Source organism: Arthrobacter arabinosi (assembly GCF_054511115.1).
In genome coordinates this window covers 115,638-131,156 of record NZ_JBTNDF010000002.1, presented here as the reverse complement: position 1 = coordinate 131,156, position 15,519 = coordinate 115,638, and the positions used below count along the sequence as shown (strand labels likewise).

Annotated in this window: 14 protein-coding genes; 11 read left to right on the top strand and 3 right to left on the bottom strand. The window is 71.1% G+C overall.

Going from position 1 to position 15,519, the window contains the following annotated elements; translation table 11 throughout:
- A complete protein-coding gene (locus ACX80P_RS04850; RefSeq protein ID WP_459276923.1) occupies positions 1-1,434 on the top strand; it encodes a dihydrolipoamide acetyltransferase family protein in 1,434 nt (477 codons plus the stop codon).
- Between the two features lie 20 nt (positions 1,435-1,454).
- Here ACX80P_RS04850 and ACX80P_RS04845 read toward each other — a convergent pair whose 3' ends face one another.
- Together ACX80P_RS04845 and ACX80P_RS04840 are read right to left on the bottom strand one after the other, a co-directional pair.
- Entirely contained in the window at positions 1,455-1,922 is a 468-nt protein-coding gene (locus tag ACX80P_RS04845) for a GNAT family N-acetyltransferase (RefSeq protein WP_459276922.1), read from the bottom strand.
- Positions 1,923-2,024: 102 nt separating this feature from the next.
- The gene (locus ACX80P_RS04840) at positions 2,025-2,636 is read right to left on the bottom strand and encodes a TetR/AcrR family transcriptional regulator (RefSeq protein ID WP_459276921.1); all 612 of its coding nucleotides are present in this window, start codon (positions 2,634-2,636) and stop codon (positions 2,025-2,027) included.
- 153 nt (positions 2,637-2,789) lie between these two features.
- Here ACX80P_RS04840 and ACX80P_RS04835 point away from each other — a divergent pair, with 153 nt between their 5' ends.
- Genes ACX80P_RS04835 through ACX80P_RS04800 form a run of 8 tightly spaced genes read left to right on the top strand, consistent with a single transcriptional unit; the run spans position 2,790 to position 11,082 of the window.
- Positions 2,790-4,400 (top strand): carboxyl transferase domain-containing protein, encoded by a 1,611-nt coding sequence (locus ACX80P_RS04835; protein ID WP_459276920.1) that lies wholly within the window; start codon positions 2,790-2,792, stop codon positions 4,398-4,400.
- A gap of 4 nt (positions 4,401-4,404) precedes the next feature.
- Entirely contained in the window at positions 4,405-6,492 is a 2,088-nt protein-coding gene (locus ACX80P_RS04830; RefSeq protein ID WP_459276919.1) for an acetyl/propionyl/methylcrotonyl-CoA carboxylase subunit alpha, read from the top strand.
- Entirely contained in the window at positions 6,489-7,670 is a 1,182-nt protein-coding gene (locus ACX80P_RS04825) for an acyl-CoA dehydrogenase family protein (RefSeq protein ID WP_459276918.1), read from the top strand. The genes ACX80P_RS04830 and ACX80P_RS04825 overlap by 4 nt, the downstream gene beginning before the upstream one ends.
- A gap of 41 nt (positions 7,671-7,711) precedes the next feature.
- Complete coding sequence (locus ACX80P_RS04820; protein WP_459276917.1) at positions 7,712-8,506, top strand: CoA transferase subunit A; 795 nt, start codon at positions 7,712-7,714, stop codon at positions 8,504-8,506.
- Between the two features lie 2 nt (positions 8,507-8,508).
- Entirely contained in the window at positions 8,509-9,159 is a 651-nt protein-coding gene (locus ACX80P_RS04815) for a CoA transferase subunit B (protein ID WP_459276916.1), read from the top strand.
- Complete coding sequence (locus ACX80P_RS04810; protein ID WP_459276915.1) at positions 9,156-9,662, top strand: MaoC family dehydratase; 507 nt, start codon at positions 9,156-9,158, stop codon at positions 9,660-9,662. The genes ACX80P_RS04815 and ACX80P_RS04810 overlap by 4 nt, the downstream gene beginning before the upstream one ends.
- Positions 9,659-10,495: an HpcH/HpaI aldolase/citrate lyase family protein gene (locus ACX80P_RS04805; protein ID WP_459276914.1), complete on the top strand. Its 837-nt coding sequence runs from the start codon at positions 9,659-9,661 to the stop codon at positions 10,493-10,495. Before ACX80P_RS04810 ends, ACX80P_RS04805 begins: the two co-directional genes overlap by 4 nt.
- 38 nt (positions 10,496-10,533) lie before the next feature.
- Positions 10,534-11,082, top strand: a complete 549-nt coding sequence (locus ACX80P_RS04800; RefSeq protein WP_459276913.1) for a dihydrofolate reductase family protein — start codon at positions 10,534-10,536, stop codon at positions 11,080-11,082.
- 113 nt (positions 11,083-11,195) lie between these two features.
- Here ACX80P_RS04800 and ACX80P_RS04795 read toward each other — a convergent pair whose 3' ends face one another.
- On the bottom strand, positions 11,196-12,695 hold the full coding sequence (locus tag ACX80P_RS04795) for an HNH endonuclease signature motif containing protein (RefSeq protein ID WP_459276912.1): 1,500 nt from the start codon (positions 12,693-12,695) through the stop codon (positions 11,196-11,198).
- 181 nt (positions 12,696-12,876) lie between these two features.
- Between ACX80P_RS04795 and dxr the strand changes: the two genes are divergently transcribed.
- Both dxr and ACX80P_RS04785 read left to right on the top strand, forming a co-directional pair.
- The gene (gene dxr, locus ACX80P_RS04790) at positions 12,877-14,151 is read left to right on the top strand and encodes a 1-deoxy-D-xylulose-5-phosphate reductoisomerase (protein WP_459276911.1); all 1,275 of its coding nucleotides are present in this window, start codon (positions 12,877-12,879) and stop codon (positions 14,149-14,151) included.
- Complete coding sequence (locus tag ACX80P_RS04785) at positions 14,148-15,491, top strand: M50 family metallopeptidase (protein ID WP_459276910.1); 1,344 nt, start codon at positions 14,148-14,150, stop codon at positions 15,489-15,491. Before dxr ends, ACX80P_RS04785 begins: the two co-directional genes overlap by 4 nt.
- Positions 15,492-15,519: the final 28 nt, after the last annotated feature.

Below are 15,519 nucleotides of genomic sequence, written 5' to 3'. Positions count from 1 at the left end.
GTGACCACGCCACCGAGGACCACCAGGATCCGCGAGTTCCGCCTGCCCGACCTCGGGGAGGGGCTGACCGAGTCGGAGATCGTCCAGTGGCACGTCGCCGAGGGCGACACCGTGGAGCTCAACCAGATCATCGCCGACGTCGAGACCGCGAAGGCCGTCGTCGAACTGCCGTCGCCCTACGCAGGCGTGGTGGTGCGGCTGCACGAGGCGGCGGGGACCGTCGTCGACGTCGGAGCGCCGATCGTCTCGTTCGAGGTGGCCGACGCGCCGGGCGAGAGTGTCCCGCTGTCGCCGTCGCCCGCCGGCGGGCAGGTGGCTGACGAGCCGGCGACTGACGGCCCTCCCCTTGCCGAGCCTGCACCGGCCCGGCGCGAGCCGAACCTCGTGGGCTACGGGGCCGCGGTGGAGAAGGGCGGGCGCCCGCAGCGGAGGAGCCGCGTCCTCGCGGCGACCCAGGCCCCCGAGACCCCTCCGTCCCCGGCTGCGCCGCCCGCCGCCGCGGCCCCCGCGGCATCCGCGCAGTACCGGGAGCGTCCGCGGTCCACGCCGCCCGTCCGCAAGCTCGCGCGCGACCTCGGCATCGCCCTCGACACCCTCACGGGCACCGGTGCCGGAGCACTCATCACGCGGGCCGACGTGCTGGCCGCGCTCGCGGGAGCGCCGTCTGCCCCTGCCGCGCCGGTGGCGCCCGCTGCCCCGCCGGAGCCCGTTCCTCAGGCCGTAGGGTCCGCCGGCGGGGAGACCCGCACGCCGATCCGCGGCATGCGGAAGCACACGGCCGCGGCCATGGTGGCCAGTGCGTTCTCGGCCCCGCACGCCACCGAATTCCTGACCATCGACGTCACGCCGACCATGGACCTGCTCGCGGAGCTCAAGGCGAGCCGCGCCTTCGAGGGGACCAGGGTGACGCCCCTGACCGTCGTGGCGAAGGCGCTGTGCATCGCGATCGCCCGCAACCCGAGCCTCAACTCGTCCTGGGACGAGGGGGCGCAGGAGATCGTGCAGTACGCGGACGTCAACCTCGGGATCGCCGCCGCCACGCCGCGCGGGCTGCTCGTGCCGAACATCAAGGCCGCGCAGGCGCTGACCCTGATGGGCCTCGCGCAGGCGCTCGGTTCGCTGACCGAGACCGCCCGGGCGGGCAGGACGCCGCCTGCCGATCTCGCGGGCGGCACCATCTCCATCACGAACATCGGTGTCTTCGGGATCGACGCCGGCACCCCGATCCTCAATCCGGGGGAGGCGGCCATCCTCGCCATGGGAGCCGTCCGCAGCATGCCGTGGGAGTACCGGGGCGAGATCGCCCTGCGGTCCGTGATGACGCTCAGCCTGTCCTTCGACCACCGGCTCGTCGACGGCGAGCAGGGTTCGCGCTTCCTGGCCGACGTCGGCACCATCCTCAGGAACCCCGCGATGGTCCTGACCATGGTGTGACCGGTCCGGGGCGCGGCGCCCTAGGGCAGTTCGAGGATGAGTTCCCTGACCACGGCGCCGCGCGCCGCCGCGAAGCCCTGCGTCTCGCCGACCTGGCGGAAGCCCCAGCGCTCGAGGATGCGGATCGAGCTCACGTTGTCGGCGACCGCGCGTGCCCGGATGGGCCGCTGCGTGACCTCGTTCAGGAACTGGCCGACGGCGGCCGTGGTGATGCCCTGCCCCCAGCGCGACCGGTCGATCCAGTAGCTGATCTCGGGTGTCTCGCCGTCGCGGTACGCGAGGATGCTCCCGACGACGTCGCCGTCGGAGAGGATGGTCCGCACGGTGATGCGGCGGTCGTTGAGGATCTCCTGCCAGTGGTTGTCGAACACGCCGCGGTCGGACGGGTTCTTGGCCCCGAAGGCGGCCATGTGGTTGGCGCTCGGGTCCAGCTGGTGTGAGAAGAACTCATCGAGGTCGGCGGCTTCAACGGGACGTAGCGTGATCACGGCGGGTCTTTCAGTCGGTGGAGGGCCATGCGGTCGGCGCGGCCAGGACTTCTCGTGCTTCAGCGTACTAGGCGGAGCCTGCGGGGTCGGAGGGGCGGCCCGTCACACCGTCAGCGCCGCCCACGCCATCTCCTCGAGCAGGTCGCGGAACAGGGCCAGTTCGCGCGCGGAGCCGGTGCGGCTCGTCGTGTGCGGGGTCGAGTTGATCAGGCCGAACACGGCATGCACCTTCCGCCGCAGCAGCGAGGTCTCGGTGTCCGGGCGGTACGTGGCCAGTTCGTCCACCCACACCTGGACGTAGCTGCGCTGCAGGGAGCGCACGGCGCGCTGGTCGTCGGCGGCCAGCGCGCCGAGGTCGCGGTCCTGGACGCGGATGACGTCGGCGTGGTTCAGGGCGAACTCCACCTGGAACCGGATGAGGCCCCTGAGTGCGTCCTCCGGCGATCCGGCCGCCGCGGCGACCTCCCGTCCGCCGTCGAGCAGGTCCTCGCTGACCCCGGTGAGCAGGGCGGCGAGCACGGACGGCTTGCCCGCGAAGTGCCGGTAGACGGCGGGTCCGCTCACGCCCGCCGCGGCACCGAGGTCCTCGATGGACACGCCGTTGTAGCCGCGCTCGGCGAACAGCTGGGCGGCCGCCTCCAGCAGCGCGGCGCGCCGCGAGGCCTTGGCGATGCTCCGGCCGGTCACGCGCTCTTCGATGGGCGATGCCTCCATGCGCTTCCTCGTCGTCCGGTGTGGGGCACAAGTGGTGCGGATCGTCCCGGGAGGGGAGATCGTCCCATCATTCTCATGGACTTCCTGGTTAATGACCACTAACCTGAAACCGGTTAGCGCGTGCTAACTGAACCGTGCTCGAGGAAGTAGTCGATGGAGACCCTGACGTCGAAGGTCGATCCGCTCTCACCGGCGTTCACCGCGAACCATGCCGCCCAGACCGCGCTCGTCGAGGACCTCCGCTCGCGCCTCGCCACCGCCGCCCTCGGCGGGCCCGAACGGTCGCGGGAGCGGCACGTCGCACGCGGCAAGCTCCTTCCGCGCGAGCGCATCGACCAGCTGCTCGACGACGGCAGCCCCTTCCTCGAGGTCGCGCCGCTGGCGGCGGACGGCATGTACGACGACGAGTGCCCCGGTGCCGGCGTGATCGCCGGGATCGGCCTGGTGCACGGGCGCCACGTCCTCGTGATCTCGAACGATGCGACCGTCAAGGGCGGCACCTACTACCCGATGACGGTGAAGAAGCACCTCCGGGCGCAGGAGATCGCGCTCGAGAACAACCTGCCGTGCGTGTACCTCGTGGACTCCGGGGGAGCGTTCCTCCCCCGCCAGGACGAGGTGTTCCCCGACCGCAACCACTTCGGCCGCATCTTCTACAACCAGGCCACCATGTCGGCGGCCAAGATCCCGCAGATCGCCGCGGTGCTGGGAAGCTGCACCGCCGGCGGCGCGTACGTGCCCGCCATGAGCGACGAGACCGTGATCGTCCGCAACCAGGGCACCATCTTCCTGGGCGGACCGCCGCTGGTGAAGGCAGCCATCGGCGAGGTCGTGACGGCCGAGGAGCTCGGCGGCGGCGACGTGCACTCCCGGATCTCCGGCGTCACGGACCACCTGGCCGAGAACGACCAGCACGCGCTCGAGATCGTCCGCGACATCATCGCCACCCTGCCGCCGCCCCTGCCGGCCGCGACCGCGCCGTCCGCCGCGGTCCTCGCGCCGGCCGTGGCGGAGGACGAGCTCTACGGGGCGGTGCCGACGGACGTCAACGCCTCCTACGACGCCCGCGAGATCATCGCGCGCCTCGTCGACGGATCGCTCTTCCACGAGTTCAAGCGCGAGTACGGGACCACGCTCGTCACCGGCTTCGCCACGATCCACGGTCACCGGGTCGGCATCGTCGCCAACAACGGCGTGCTGTTCAGCGAATCGGCGCTCAAGGGAGCCCACTTCATCGAGCTGTGCGACCAGCGCGGGGTGCCCCTGGTCTTCCTGCAGAACCTCTCCGGCTTCATGGTCGGCAAGGACTACGAGGCCGGCGGCATCGCGAAGAACGGCGCCAAGATGGTCACCGCCGTCGCGACCGCCCGGGTGCCGAAGCTGACCGTCGTCGTCGGCGGGTCCTTCGGTGCCGGCAACTACTCCATGTGCGGCAGGGCGTTCTCGCCGCGGTTCCTGTGGATGTGGCCCGCGAGCCGCATCTCCGTCATGGGAGGCAACCAGGCGTCCTCGGTCCTCGCCACCGTCCGCCGCGACCAGCTCGAAGCCCGCGGCGAGGAATGGCCGCTCGAGGACGAGGAGGCGTTCCGCGCGCCGATCCGCGACCAGTACGAGGCGCAGGGCAACCCCTACTACTCGACCGCCCGGCTCTGGGACGACGGCGTGATCGACCCCGCCGACACCCGCACCGTCCTCGGCCTCGCGCTCGACGTCTGCGCCAACGCGCCCCTGCCCGATACCTCCTTCGGCCTCTTCCGGATGTGACCAGATGACCTCCCCGACCCCTGAACCCTCCACGACTGCGTGGCCCTTCGACACCGTCCTCGTGGCCAACCGCGGGGAGATCGCCTGCCGCGTCATCCGCTCCGTCCGGGCGCTCGGACTGCGTTCGGTCGCCGTGTACAGCGACGCCGACGCCGGCGCCCGGCACGTCCTCGAGGCCGACGTCGCCGTCCGCCTCGGTGGCGCCGCCCCGTCGGAGAGCTACCTCTCCATCCCCGCCGTCGTCGAGGCCTGCCGTCGCACGGGAGCCGGGGCGGTGCACCCCGGATACGGGTTCCTCAGCGAGAACGCCGCCTTCGCCGACGCTCTGCAGGAGGCCGGGATCGTCTTCATCGGCCCGAGCGTGCACTCCCTCGACGTCATGGGGGACAAGATCCGGTCCAAGAACCACGTGGCAGGCTTCGGCGTGCCGGTGGTCCCGGGCATCGCCGAGCCGGGCCTGACCGACCAGGACCTCCTCCGTGCCGCCGCCGACGTCGGGTTCCCGCTGCTCATCAAGCCCTCCGCGGGAGGCGGGGGCAAGGGGATGCACGCCGTCCACCGGCCCGAGGACCTGCCGGAGGTGCTCACGACCGCCCGCCGCGTCGCAGCGCGCGCGTTCGGGGACGACACCCTGTTCCTGGAGCGCCTCATCGAGAGGCCCCGCCACATCGAGGTGCAGGTCCTCGCGGATTCGCACGGCACGGTGATCCACCTGGGCGAGCGCGAATGCTCGCTGCAGCGCCGCCACCAGAAGGTGATCGAGGAGGCGCCGTCGGCCCTGCTCGACGAGGCCACGCGCCGGCGCATCGGCGAGGCCGCGTGCAACGCCGCCCGCAGCGTGGACTACACGGGTGCCGGGACGGTGGAGTTCCTCGTCTCCGACGCCGCGCCGGACGAGTTCTTCTTCATGGAGATGAACACGCGCCTGCAGGTGGAGCACCCCGTCACGGAACTCGTCACCGGGGTGGATCTCGTCGAATGGCAGATCCGCGTCGCCGCGGGGGAGCGGCTGCCGCTGACGCAGGACGACGTCGTCCTCACCGGCCACGCCGTCGAGGCACGCGTGTACGCGGAGAACCCGGAGGCGGGCTTCCTGCCCTCGACCGGCAGCATCCTCGCCCTCACCGAGCCCGCGGGTGACGGGATCCGCGTGGACAGTTCGCTGCTCCCCGGCGGCACCGTCTCGCCGTCGTACGATCCGATGCTCGCCAAGGTGATCGCCTGGGGCACCGACCGCGCCCAGGCGCTCGCCCGCCTCGACGCCGCGCTCGCCGGCACCGTGGTGCTCGGCGTGGACACCAACCTCGAGTACCTGCGCCTGCTGATCGGGGACGACGACGTGCGGGCCGGGCGCCTCGACACCACGCTGATCGAGCGGAAGCTCCCCGCGCTGGGCTTCCGGCACGTCACCGCGCAGGACCTGGCGCTCGCCGCCGTCCTGCTCGTCGAGGCTTCGGATCCGCCCGGGGTCCGTGGCGGATCCGCCTGGGGTCGGGGGGACGGCTTCCGCCTCGGCACGACGCGCCCGCGCACCGTGCCACTCGAGTACGACGGCGGGCCGGCGACCGTCCGGCTGCTGCGCGCAGGCGCGGGATGGACCGCCACGGTCGACGACGTGACCTGCTCGGTCGCCGTCGAGCCCGGGGTCCCCGGTGCGGTCATCGACGGCGTCCGGACGCACCGCCCGCACGCCGTCGACGGTGACACCGTCTGGATCGGCGACGCCGGCTGGTCCACGCGCATCCGGCGGCCCGGCCGCCGCGAACTCGTCGACGCCGCACGGTCCCGCATCACGCGGGAGGAGGGTGCTGCGGACCCGTTGGTCCGCAGCCCCATGCCGGGGACGGTCGTGTCCGTCGCGGTCGTGGACGGAGCGACGGTCGAGGCCGGCGACGTCCTCGTCGCGGTCGAGGCCATGAAGATGGAACACCAGCTCACCGCCGGCCTGTCCGGCGTCGTCCGCCTGTCCCTCAAGCCCGGGGACCTCGTGAAGGCACAGCAGATCGTCGCGACCATCGAGGCGGCTCCCGCCACCGACTCCAGCACCGCCCCCAGCCCCGCACCAGGTTCCACGGAAGGGAACGCAGCATGAACTTCGAACTCAGCGAGGAATACCAGGACCTCGTGGACACCGTCCGCGCATTCGCCGACGAGGTGGTGGCCCCGGTCTCCGCCAAGCACGACGCCGAACACAGTTTCCCCTACGAGGTCGTCAAGCAGATGGGCGACATGGGCCTGTTCGGGCTCCCGTTCCCCGAGGAGTACGGGGGCATGGGCGGCGACTACTTCGCGCTCTGCCTGGCCCTCGAGCAGCTGGCCCGCGTGGACCAGTCGGTCGCCATCACGCTCGAGGCCGGCGTCTCCCTCGGCGCCATGCCCGTCTACCGGTTCGGCACCGAGGAGCAGAAGCAGCAGTGGCTGCCGTCCCTCGCGTCGGGTTCGGCCCTGGGCGGTTTCGGCCTCACCGAGTCGGAAGCGGGTTCGGACGCGTCCGGCACGAAGACGACGGCGAAGCTCGAGGACGGCGTGAACGGCACGGGTGGATCGGAGTGGGTCATCAACGGGACGAAGGAGTTCATCACCAACTCCGGCACCGACATCACGTCGCTGGTGACCGTCACCGCCGTCACGGGCACCTCCGAGCGGCCCGACGGCACGGTGAAGAAGGAGATCTCCACCATCCTCGTGCCCACGGACACGCCAGGGTTCACCGCGGAGAAGGCCTACAACAAGGTGGGCTGGAACGCCTCGGACACGCACCCGCTGACCTTGAAGGACGTCCGCGTCCCGGAGGCGAACCTGCTCGGCACCCGGGGCCGCGGTTATGCCAACTTCCTGCAGATCCTCGACGAGGGCCGGATCGCCATCGCGGCGCTCGCCACCGGCGCGGCCCAGGGGTGCGTGGAGCAGTCCATCCGCTACGCCGGGGAGCGCATGGCGTTCGGCAACACCATCGGCGCCTACCAGGCCATCCAGTTCAAGATCGCCCGCATGCAGGTCCGCGCCCACACCGCGCGCCTCGCCTACTACGACGCCGCGTCCCGCATGCTCGCCGGCAAGCCGTTCAAGACGCAGGCCTCCATCGCGAAGCTCGTGGCCGGCGAGGCCGCCATGGACAACGCCCGCGATGCGACACAGATCTTCGGCGGCTACGGTTTCATCAACGAGTTCGTGGTGTCCAGGCACTACCGTGACTCGAAGATCCTCGAGATCGGCGAGGGGACCACGGAGGTCCAGCTCATGCTCATCGCGAGGGAACTCGGCCTCTAGGCACATCCAGTCGGCGGCAGCGGCGACACGAAGGAGAAGCAGTGATCAACAAGGTGGTCAGCAGCGCGGCGGAGGCCGTGGCGGACATTCCCGACGGCGCATCGCTCGCGGTCGGCGGGTTCGGCCTCTGCGGCATCCCGGCGACCCTGATCGACGCCCTGCACGCCCAGGGGACGGCGGAGCTCGAGACGGTGAGCAACAACTGCGGAGTGGATGACTGGGGGCTCGGGATCCTGCTGTCCGACCACCGCATACGCCGGACCATCAGCTCCTACGTCGGGGAGAACAAGGAGTTCGCCCGGCAGTACCTCGCCGGTGAGCTCGAGGTGGAGCTCACGCCGCAGGGCACGCTCGCCGAGAAGCTGCGCGCCGGGGGTGCGGGCATCCCGGCGTTCTACACGACGGCGGGCGTCGGCACCCAGGTCAGCGAGGGCGGCCTGCCGCAGCGCTACGACGCCGAGGGGAACGTCGTCGTCGCCTCGAAGCCCAAGGAGGTCCGGTCCTTCGACGGCGTCGACTACGTGCTCGAGGAGTCCCTGCGCCCCGACTACGCGCTCGTCCACGCGTGGAAGGGCGACCGCCACGGCAACCTCGTCTTCCACGCCACCGCGATGAACTTCAACCCGCTGTGCGCCCAGGCCGGGCGCATCACCATCGCCGAGGTGGAGGAGCTCGTGGAACCCGGCGAGCTCGACCCCGGGCAGGTCCACACGCCCGGCATCTTCGTCCAGCGCGTCGTCGTCGCCCCCGGGACCGAGAAGCGCGTCGAGAAGCGGACCGTCTCGCTGGCCGCGCCCACCGCACCCGCTCCGTCCTCCGCGTCCGAAGGAGCATGACCATGGCACTGACACGCAACGAACTCGCCGCCAGGGTCGCGCAGGAGCTCGAGAACGGCCAGTACGTGAACCTCGGGATCGGTATGCCGACCCTCATCCCGAACTACATCCCGGACGGCGTCGAGGTGGTGCTGCATTCGGAGAACGGCATCCTCGGCGTCGGGCCGTACCCGGCGGAGGACGCCGTGGATCCCGACCTCATCAACGCCGGCAAGGAGACCGTGACCGCCAATGCCGGGGCCGCGTTCTTCGACTCGGCGTCCTCCTTCGGCATGATCCGCGGCGGGCACGTGGATGTCGCGGTGCTCGGAGCCATGGAGGTGGCGCGGAACGGCGACCTCGCGAACTGGATGGTGCCCGGCAAGATGGTCAAGGGCATGGGCGGCGCCATGGACCTCGTGTTCGGGGCCAAGCGCGTGATCGTCATGATGGAGCACGTGGACCGCGCGGGCCGGCCGAAGATCGTGGACTCCTGCTCCCTGCCGCTCACCGGCAAGGGCTGCGTGGACAGGATCATCACCGACCTCGCCGTGATCGACGTGGAACCCGACGGCCTCGTGCTGCGCGAGACGGCGCCCGGGGTCAGCACCGAGGACGTCCTCGCCGCCACCGGCGCGCCGCTGCGCGTGGAGCTCGGGGGAGCAGCGGCGTGAGCGGAACTCCGGCCGGGCGCCACGTCATCGAGCAGCGTGGCCTGTACGTCGACGAGCTCACCGTCGGCACGGTGTACGCGCACCGGCCGGGCCGCACGCTCACCGAGGCCGACAACGTCCTGTTCACCACGCTCACCATGAACACGCAGGCACTGCACCTGGACGCGGCGTGGTCGGCGGGTCAGCCGTTCGGTCAGCGGCTCGTGAACTCGATGCTGACCCTCGCGACGCTCGTCGGGCAGTCGGTCTCCCAGCTGACCCAGGGCACCATCGTGGCGCAGCTCGGACTCACCGATGTCGCGTTCCCGAAACCGCTCTTCCACGGCGACACCCTCTATACGGAGACCGAGATCACCGGGGTGCGTCCGTCGTCGTCCCGTCCCGGGCAGGGCATCGTGACCATGGCCCACACCGGGCGCAACCAGCACGGCGACGTCGTGGCGACGGCGACCCGCAGTGTGCTCATGTGGTCCTCGACCGCGCCTCGGGACGGACTGGCATGAGCGGCCTCGCCATCCCCCTGGCGCTCGGGCCGGCACTGCTGTTCTGCCCGGCGGACCGCCCGGAACGCTACGCCAAGGCGATGGACCGCTCCGACACCGTCATCCTCGACCTCGAGGACGCCGTCGCGTCGGCTGCCAAGGAGGCCGCCCGGGACGCGCTCGCCGCGTCCGCTCTCGACCCGGAGCGCACCGTGGTGCGCCTGAACGCCGTCGGTACGTCCGACTTCGCCCTCGACTGCGACGCCGTCCGCAGCACGCCCTACCGCACGGTCATGCTCGCCAAGACGGAGTCGTCCGACGACGTCGCCGCTGTCCGTGGGGCCCTCGGCGACGTGGACGTCATCGCGCTGTGCGAGACCGCGCGCGGCGTCGTGAACGCCGTGGGCATCGCCCGCGCCGACGGCGTCAGTGCGCTCATGTGGGGCGCCGAGGACCTCGTGGCCTCCCTCGGCGGTACCTCGAGCCGGCGGCCGGACGGCGCCTACCGGGACGTCGCGCTCCACGCGCGCTCGCAGGTGCTGCTCGCAGCAGGAGCCGCGGACCGTCAGGCCATCGACGCCGTGTACGTGGACATCGCCGACCTCGCGGGCCTCGCAGCGGAGGCCGACGACGCCGCCGCCTCGGGATTCGCGGCGAAGGCCTGCATCCACCCCGGCCAGGTCGCGGCCGTCCGTGCCGCGTTCGCCCCCGTCGAGGCCGAGGTGGAGCGGGCGCGGGCGCTCCTTGCTGCGGCCGCGAACGAACGAGGGGTCTTCACCTTCGAGGGGCGCATGGTCGACGAACCGATCCTCCGCCATGCCCGCAGCGTCCTGGGCAGGGCGTCGGGCAGCTGAGGGGTTGTGCTCCGCGCCGATTTTCGTACGCTGGGGCGATGCAGCCGTTGCGCTACTCCATCAACGTCACCCTGGACGGGTGCTGCGACCACCGTGTGGGCGAGGCCGACGAGGAGCTGCACCGTCACGCCGTGGAGAACCTCCGGCGGGCCGATGCCCTCCTGTTCGGTAGGGTCACCTACCAGCTGATGGAGGCGGCGTTCCGGGCGCCGCGGCCTGACGACGCGGGGCCTGCGTGGACCGAGCCCTTCGCCCGCACCATCGATGCGGCGAAGAAGTACGTCGTGTCGAGCACGCTGGAGCGCGTCGACTGGAACGCCGAACTGCTGCGTGGCGATCTGGCGAACAGTGTCCGGGAGCTCAAGCAGGCGCCGGGCAGGGGGCTGTTCACGGGTGGGGTGACGCTCCCACTGGCCCTGGCGGAGCTGGGCCTGATCGACGAGTACGAGTTCGTGGTGCACCCACGGATCGCAGGCCATGGCCCGACACTGTTCGCCGGCCTCCCACAGCACCTGGATCTGCGCCTGGTGGATCGGCAGGAGTTCGGCTCGGGCGCGGTAGCCCTGACATACGAGCCGCGGAGGTAGTCACACACCGTATACCCTGGGCCCGCTGCCGCCCTGCTCAGAGAGGTACCGTCTTCCGTACCGGAAGGAGGGGGCGACGAGGTGGTCCCTGCTGGCCGCCTGGGCGGCTGACCTCAGAAGGGTGGCAGGGCTTCAGCGTCGGGCACCTGCTCAGAACCCATTGCCGCCTGGAGCTCGTGCAGGATGCGTGCGGTTGCCGACGAACTGGGATCGTCGGGCGGTGGCTCGGGCGGCGTCGTATAGGTCCGTCCGCCCGGCGACAGCCAGGCCAGGCCGCCGTCGGGATCGGGGCTCGGCGTCCAGTCCGTCTGGTGCTTGATCATATGGTGTCGTCTGCAGACGGGGAACAGGTTGTCCGCACTGGTCGATCCGTCGTCGCCCCAGGACATCAGATGGTCGAGATCGCAGCGGCTCGCGGGTCGGGAACAACCGTAGAAGCTGCAGGTCTTCTCCCGGAGCTGCACCCAGGTCCGCAGATCCTCGCTCGGGCGGTACCGGGTCCGGTCCGGCCCGAGGACAGCACCCGTGTACGGGTGGGTGAGCAGGCGCATCCACGACGTGGCATCAGCAGCCAGCTTCCGGGCAGTATCAGCGGGGATCGGTCCGTAGCCCTCGAGTTCGGCCGGCTCCTCGGTGAGCCCCATCAGCGAGAACACCGGGACGGTGACCACGATCTTCGCCGTCGGAGGACGCACGCCCTGACTGGCAGACGAATCCGCGCCTGTGAGTCCGCCGGCGCCGAGCAGCATGTCCGCCAGGACGTCGGCCCGCAGCTGTGGCAGCGTCCGCGGATCGTCACCGCTGCGCAGGGCACGAGCCGCCGCGTCGACCGACGTGTGGAGGGCCAGGGCCTGCTCCGCCGGCAGATACGCGCTCAACCAGGCCATCCCGTCGCGGTCCGGCTCGAAGACGACGCAGCGATCGGCAGCCGCCCTCACCCGGCGCGCGGTCAGTGTCTCCGGGTGGAGTGTCTCCCGCAGCCGACGGCATCGTGCCGTGAGCCTCGGCCGGTTCAGGTTCCCTGCAACCTTCAGGATCTCGGTCTCGAAGGGGACGACGGACTCATCGGGGAGGGTGCGGGACTGCTCCACGATGACCGACGCTCGCCCGGGGCAGATCTCACCCTTCTCCAGGGCCGCCAATGTGTTCGTCAGCTCGCCGGCCAGGGTCAGTGATTCCGAGACGAGCCGCGCAGCGGAACCCTCGGACAGCGTCAGGAGCGCTGCGGTCTCGGCGACCGTCTCGGTGAAGGCCAGGGACGAGGCAGAGCCCGACCAGGAATGATGGTCCGGATTGCTGAAGGTGTGGACCCGGGCGACCAGGCGGGCCCGCTGCGCGGCGGCCCACGACGTCAGCCGGTCCGCAGCCCGCAGCAGATCGAGGGTGGCGGCGAGACCGGAGGGATCGATCGCACCGGACGCCGCTGCCTGCAGGTCACCGACGAGGCCGAAGGGCGATGCATTCTCGATGCGCGCCCGGGCGTGCTCGTCGACCCCGTCGTCGTTGAATTCCCCCTCCCAACCGAGAAACTCGTCGAACGCATCCGCGGGCCAGCCCTCGAGCGCCTCGCGATAAGCGTCCTGGAGAGTCAGCAGCACCGGTTCGGTGGTCATGGCGACAGCCAATCACCTCGCACCGACAGAACAGGCCGTAATCGAGGTGGGTGATGGGCTTATGTCCCAGCTCCTCGACCGAGGTCCGCCGTGCACCAAGACCACCCGATCCGGACCCTGATGTGAGCCCGACCGCGCACCCCGAAGGATCAGCACAGGGAGTCTGCGGGATACTGGGGCCATGGATCTCAGCAACCCCACCCGCGGGCATCGGCGCGTCACCATCCTCGGCTCCACCGGCTCGATCGGCACCCAGGCACTCGACGTGATCGCCGCCGCCCCGGACCGCTTCGGCGTCGCCGGTCTCACTGCGGGAGGTCGGAACCTCGAACTCCTCGCCCGCCAGGCCGTCGCCGTCCGCGCCACCGCCGTCGGCGTGGCGTCCGGCACCGAAGCCGACCTCGAGCACGCGATCACCCGGGCCGCCGACGACGCCGGCGTCACCGGGTACGCCCCGCACCTGTTCGCCGGCGACCGGGCCGCGGCCGACGTCGCCGCCTGGCCGGACGCCGACGTCGTGCTCAACGGCATCACCGGGTCGATCGGCCTGGAGCCGACCCTCGCCGCGCTGGGCGCCGGGCACCTGCTCGCGCTCGCGAACAAGGAGTCCCTGATCGCCGGGGGAGCCCTCGTGCGTGCGGCCGCCGCCCCCGGGCAGCTCGTCCCCGTGGATTCCGAGCACTCGGCCATCGCGCAGGCACTGCGCGGGGGCACGGCGGACGAGGTGGACCGGCTGATCCTCACAGCCTCGGGCGGCCCGTTCCGCGGCATGACCCGCGGGCAGCTGCAGCACGTCACCCCCAGCCAGGCGCTCGCCCATCCGACCTGGGACATGGGCCGAGTCGTCAGCACGAACTCGGCGTCCATGGTCAACAAGGCCCTCGAGGTGGTCGAGGCGCATCTGCTCTTCGACATCCCGCTGGAGCGCATCGACGTCGTCGTGCACCCGCAGTCCGTGATCCACTCGATGGTCCAGTTCGTCGACGGATCCACCCTCGCGCAGGCATCGCCGCCGGACATGCGCCTCCCGATCGCCCTCGGCATGGGCTGGCCGTTCCGCGTGCCGGGGTCGGCGAGGGCGTGCGACTGGAGCCGCCCCGAGGAGTGGACCTTCGAGCCGCTCGACGACGACGCCTTCCCCGCCGTCGCGCTGGCCAAGCGGGCCGCGGCCGAGGGCGGCACCCGCATGGCCGCCTTCAACGCGGCGAACGAGGAGGCCGTCGATGCCTTTCACAGGGGAGTGCTAGGTTTCACTGACATCGTGGACCTGGTCTCCGCTGTCGTCGACGAGCAGCGTGCCCAGGACGGTGGCGCTGCCGGCGGTGAGCTCACCCTCGACGCCGTGCTCGCGGCGGAACGGTGGGCACGCCGGAGCGCCCGTGCCCGTTGTGGGCTCGGGGGGTCTCCCTTGCCGGAGAGCGCAGGGGATGTGCAAGGCCAGAAGGAAACGCTGTGACTGTTCTGCTGTTCATCATCGGAGTGCTGTTCGTCGTCGTCGGGATCGCCGCGTCGATCGCGCTGCACGAGGTGGGCCACCTGGTGCCCGCGAAGCTCTTCCGTGTCCGCGTCACCCAGTACATGGTCGGTTTCGGTCCCACCCTCTGGTCGAGGCGCCGCGGCGAGACCGAGTACGGGCTCAAGGCGATCCCGGCCGGTGGTTACGTCTCCATGGTGGGCATGTTCCCGCCCCCGACGTCGCAGGCCGAGGCCGTCCGCCAGTCCAGCACCGGCATCTTCCAGCAACTGTCCGACGACGCACGGAGGGCCGCCGCCGAGCAGCTGCAGCCCGGCGACGAGGACCGTGTGTTCTACAAGCTGCCCATCTGGAAGCGCATCGTCGTCATGCTCGGCGGGCCGCTGATGAACCTCCTGATCGGGACCGTCCTCTTCGCGGTCCTCATCATGGGCTTCGGCACCGCGCAGGCCACCACCACGGTCTCCGAGGTCTACCGCTGTGTGGTGCCCGCCAGCCAGCAGGCCGCCACGGGCCAGACCGACTGCGGAGCCGACGACCCCGCCGCGCCCGCGTTCCAGGCGGGCCTGCAGCCTGGCGACCGCGTGATCGCCTTCGACGGCCGGGAGGTCACCGGCTGGGACGAGCTGTCCGGCTGGATCAGGGACGCCGCCGGGCGCGAGGTGGCCATCTCCTACGTCCGCGACGGCGAGACCATCGACTCCAGGATCACGCCGCTGCTGACGGAACGCCCCGTCGCCGCGGAGGACGGGACGGCGGCGGTCGACGACGACGGCACCGCGGTGACCGAGGAGGTCGGCTTCATCGGTGTCGGTTCCACGCAGGAGCTGGTGCCCCAGCCGGCGACCGAGGTGCTGCCGGCCGTCGGCGATTCCCTCGCGCGCGTGGCCGGCGTGGTCCTGAACCTGCCGCAGCGCGTGGTCGAGGTCGGCCAGGCGGCCTTCTCGGACGCCCCGCGCGATCCCGAGGGGCCCATCAGCGTGGTCGGCGTCGGCCGGATCGCGGGGGAGATCTCCGCGATGGAGGAGGTCCCCGTGGCCTCCCGCGCGGCCACCCTCATCGGCCTCGTCGCCGGCGTGAACCTCGCCCTGTTCGTGTTCAATCTGATCCCGCTCCTGCCGCTCGACGGCGGCCACGTGGCCGGGGCGCTCTGGGAAGGGCTCCGCCGCGGCATCGCCCGCCTGTTCGGGCGCCCCGACCCGGGCCCGTTCGACATGGCGAAGCTCCTGCCCCTCACCTACGCCGTCGCGGTCCTGCTGATGGGCATGGGCGTCCTGCTGATCTACGCCGACATCGTGAAACCCGTCGACCTGTTCGGCTGACCGGTTGTAAATGGAAATTCAACCCCAT

Coding starts and splice junctions, on each gene's coding strand:
- ACX80P_RS04795 (WP_459276912.1), bottom strand. CDS start 12,695: ATGACCACCGAACCGGTGCTGCTGACTCTCCAGGACGCTTATCGCGAG.
- ACX80P_RS04825 (WP_459276918.1), top strand. CDS start 6,489: ATGAACTTCGAACTCAGCGAGGAATACCAGGACCTCGTGGACACCGTC.
- ACX80P_RS04840 (WP_459276921.1), bottom strand. CDS start 2,636: ATGGAGGCATCGCCCATCGAAGAGCGCGTGACCGGCCGGAGCATCGCC.
- ACX80P_RS04805 (WP_459276914.1), top strand. CDS start 9,659: ATGAGCGGCCTCGCCATCCCCCTGGCGCTCGGGCCGGCACTGCTGTTC.
- ACX80P_RS04815 (WP_459276916.1), top strand. CDS start 8,509: ATGGCACTGACACGCAACGAACTCGCCGCCAGGGTCGCGCAGGAGCTC.
- ACX80P_RS04800 (WP_459276913.1), top strand. CDS start 10,534: ATGCAGCCGTTGCGCTACTCCATCAACGTCACCCTGGACGGGTGCTGC.
- ACX80P_RS04835 (WP_459276920.1), top strand. CDS start 2,790: ATGGAGACCCTGACGTCGAAGGTCGATCCGCTCTCACCGGCGTTCACC.
- dxr (WP_459276911.1), top strand. CDS start 12,877: ATGGATCTCAGCAACCCCACCCGCGGGCATCGGCGCGTCACCATCCTC.
- ACX80P_RS04830 (WP_459276919.1), top strand. CDS start 4,405: ATGACCTCCCCGACCCCTGAACCCTCCACGACTGCGTGGCCCTTCGAC.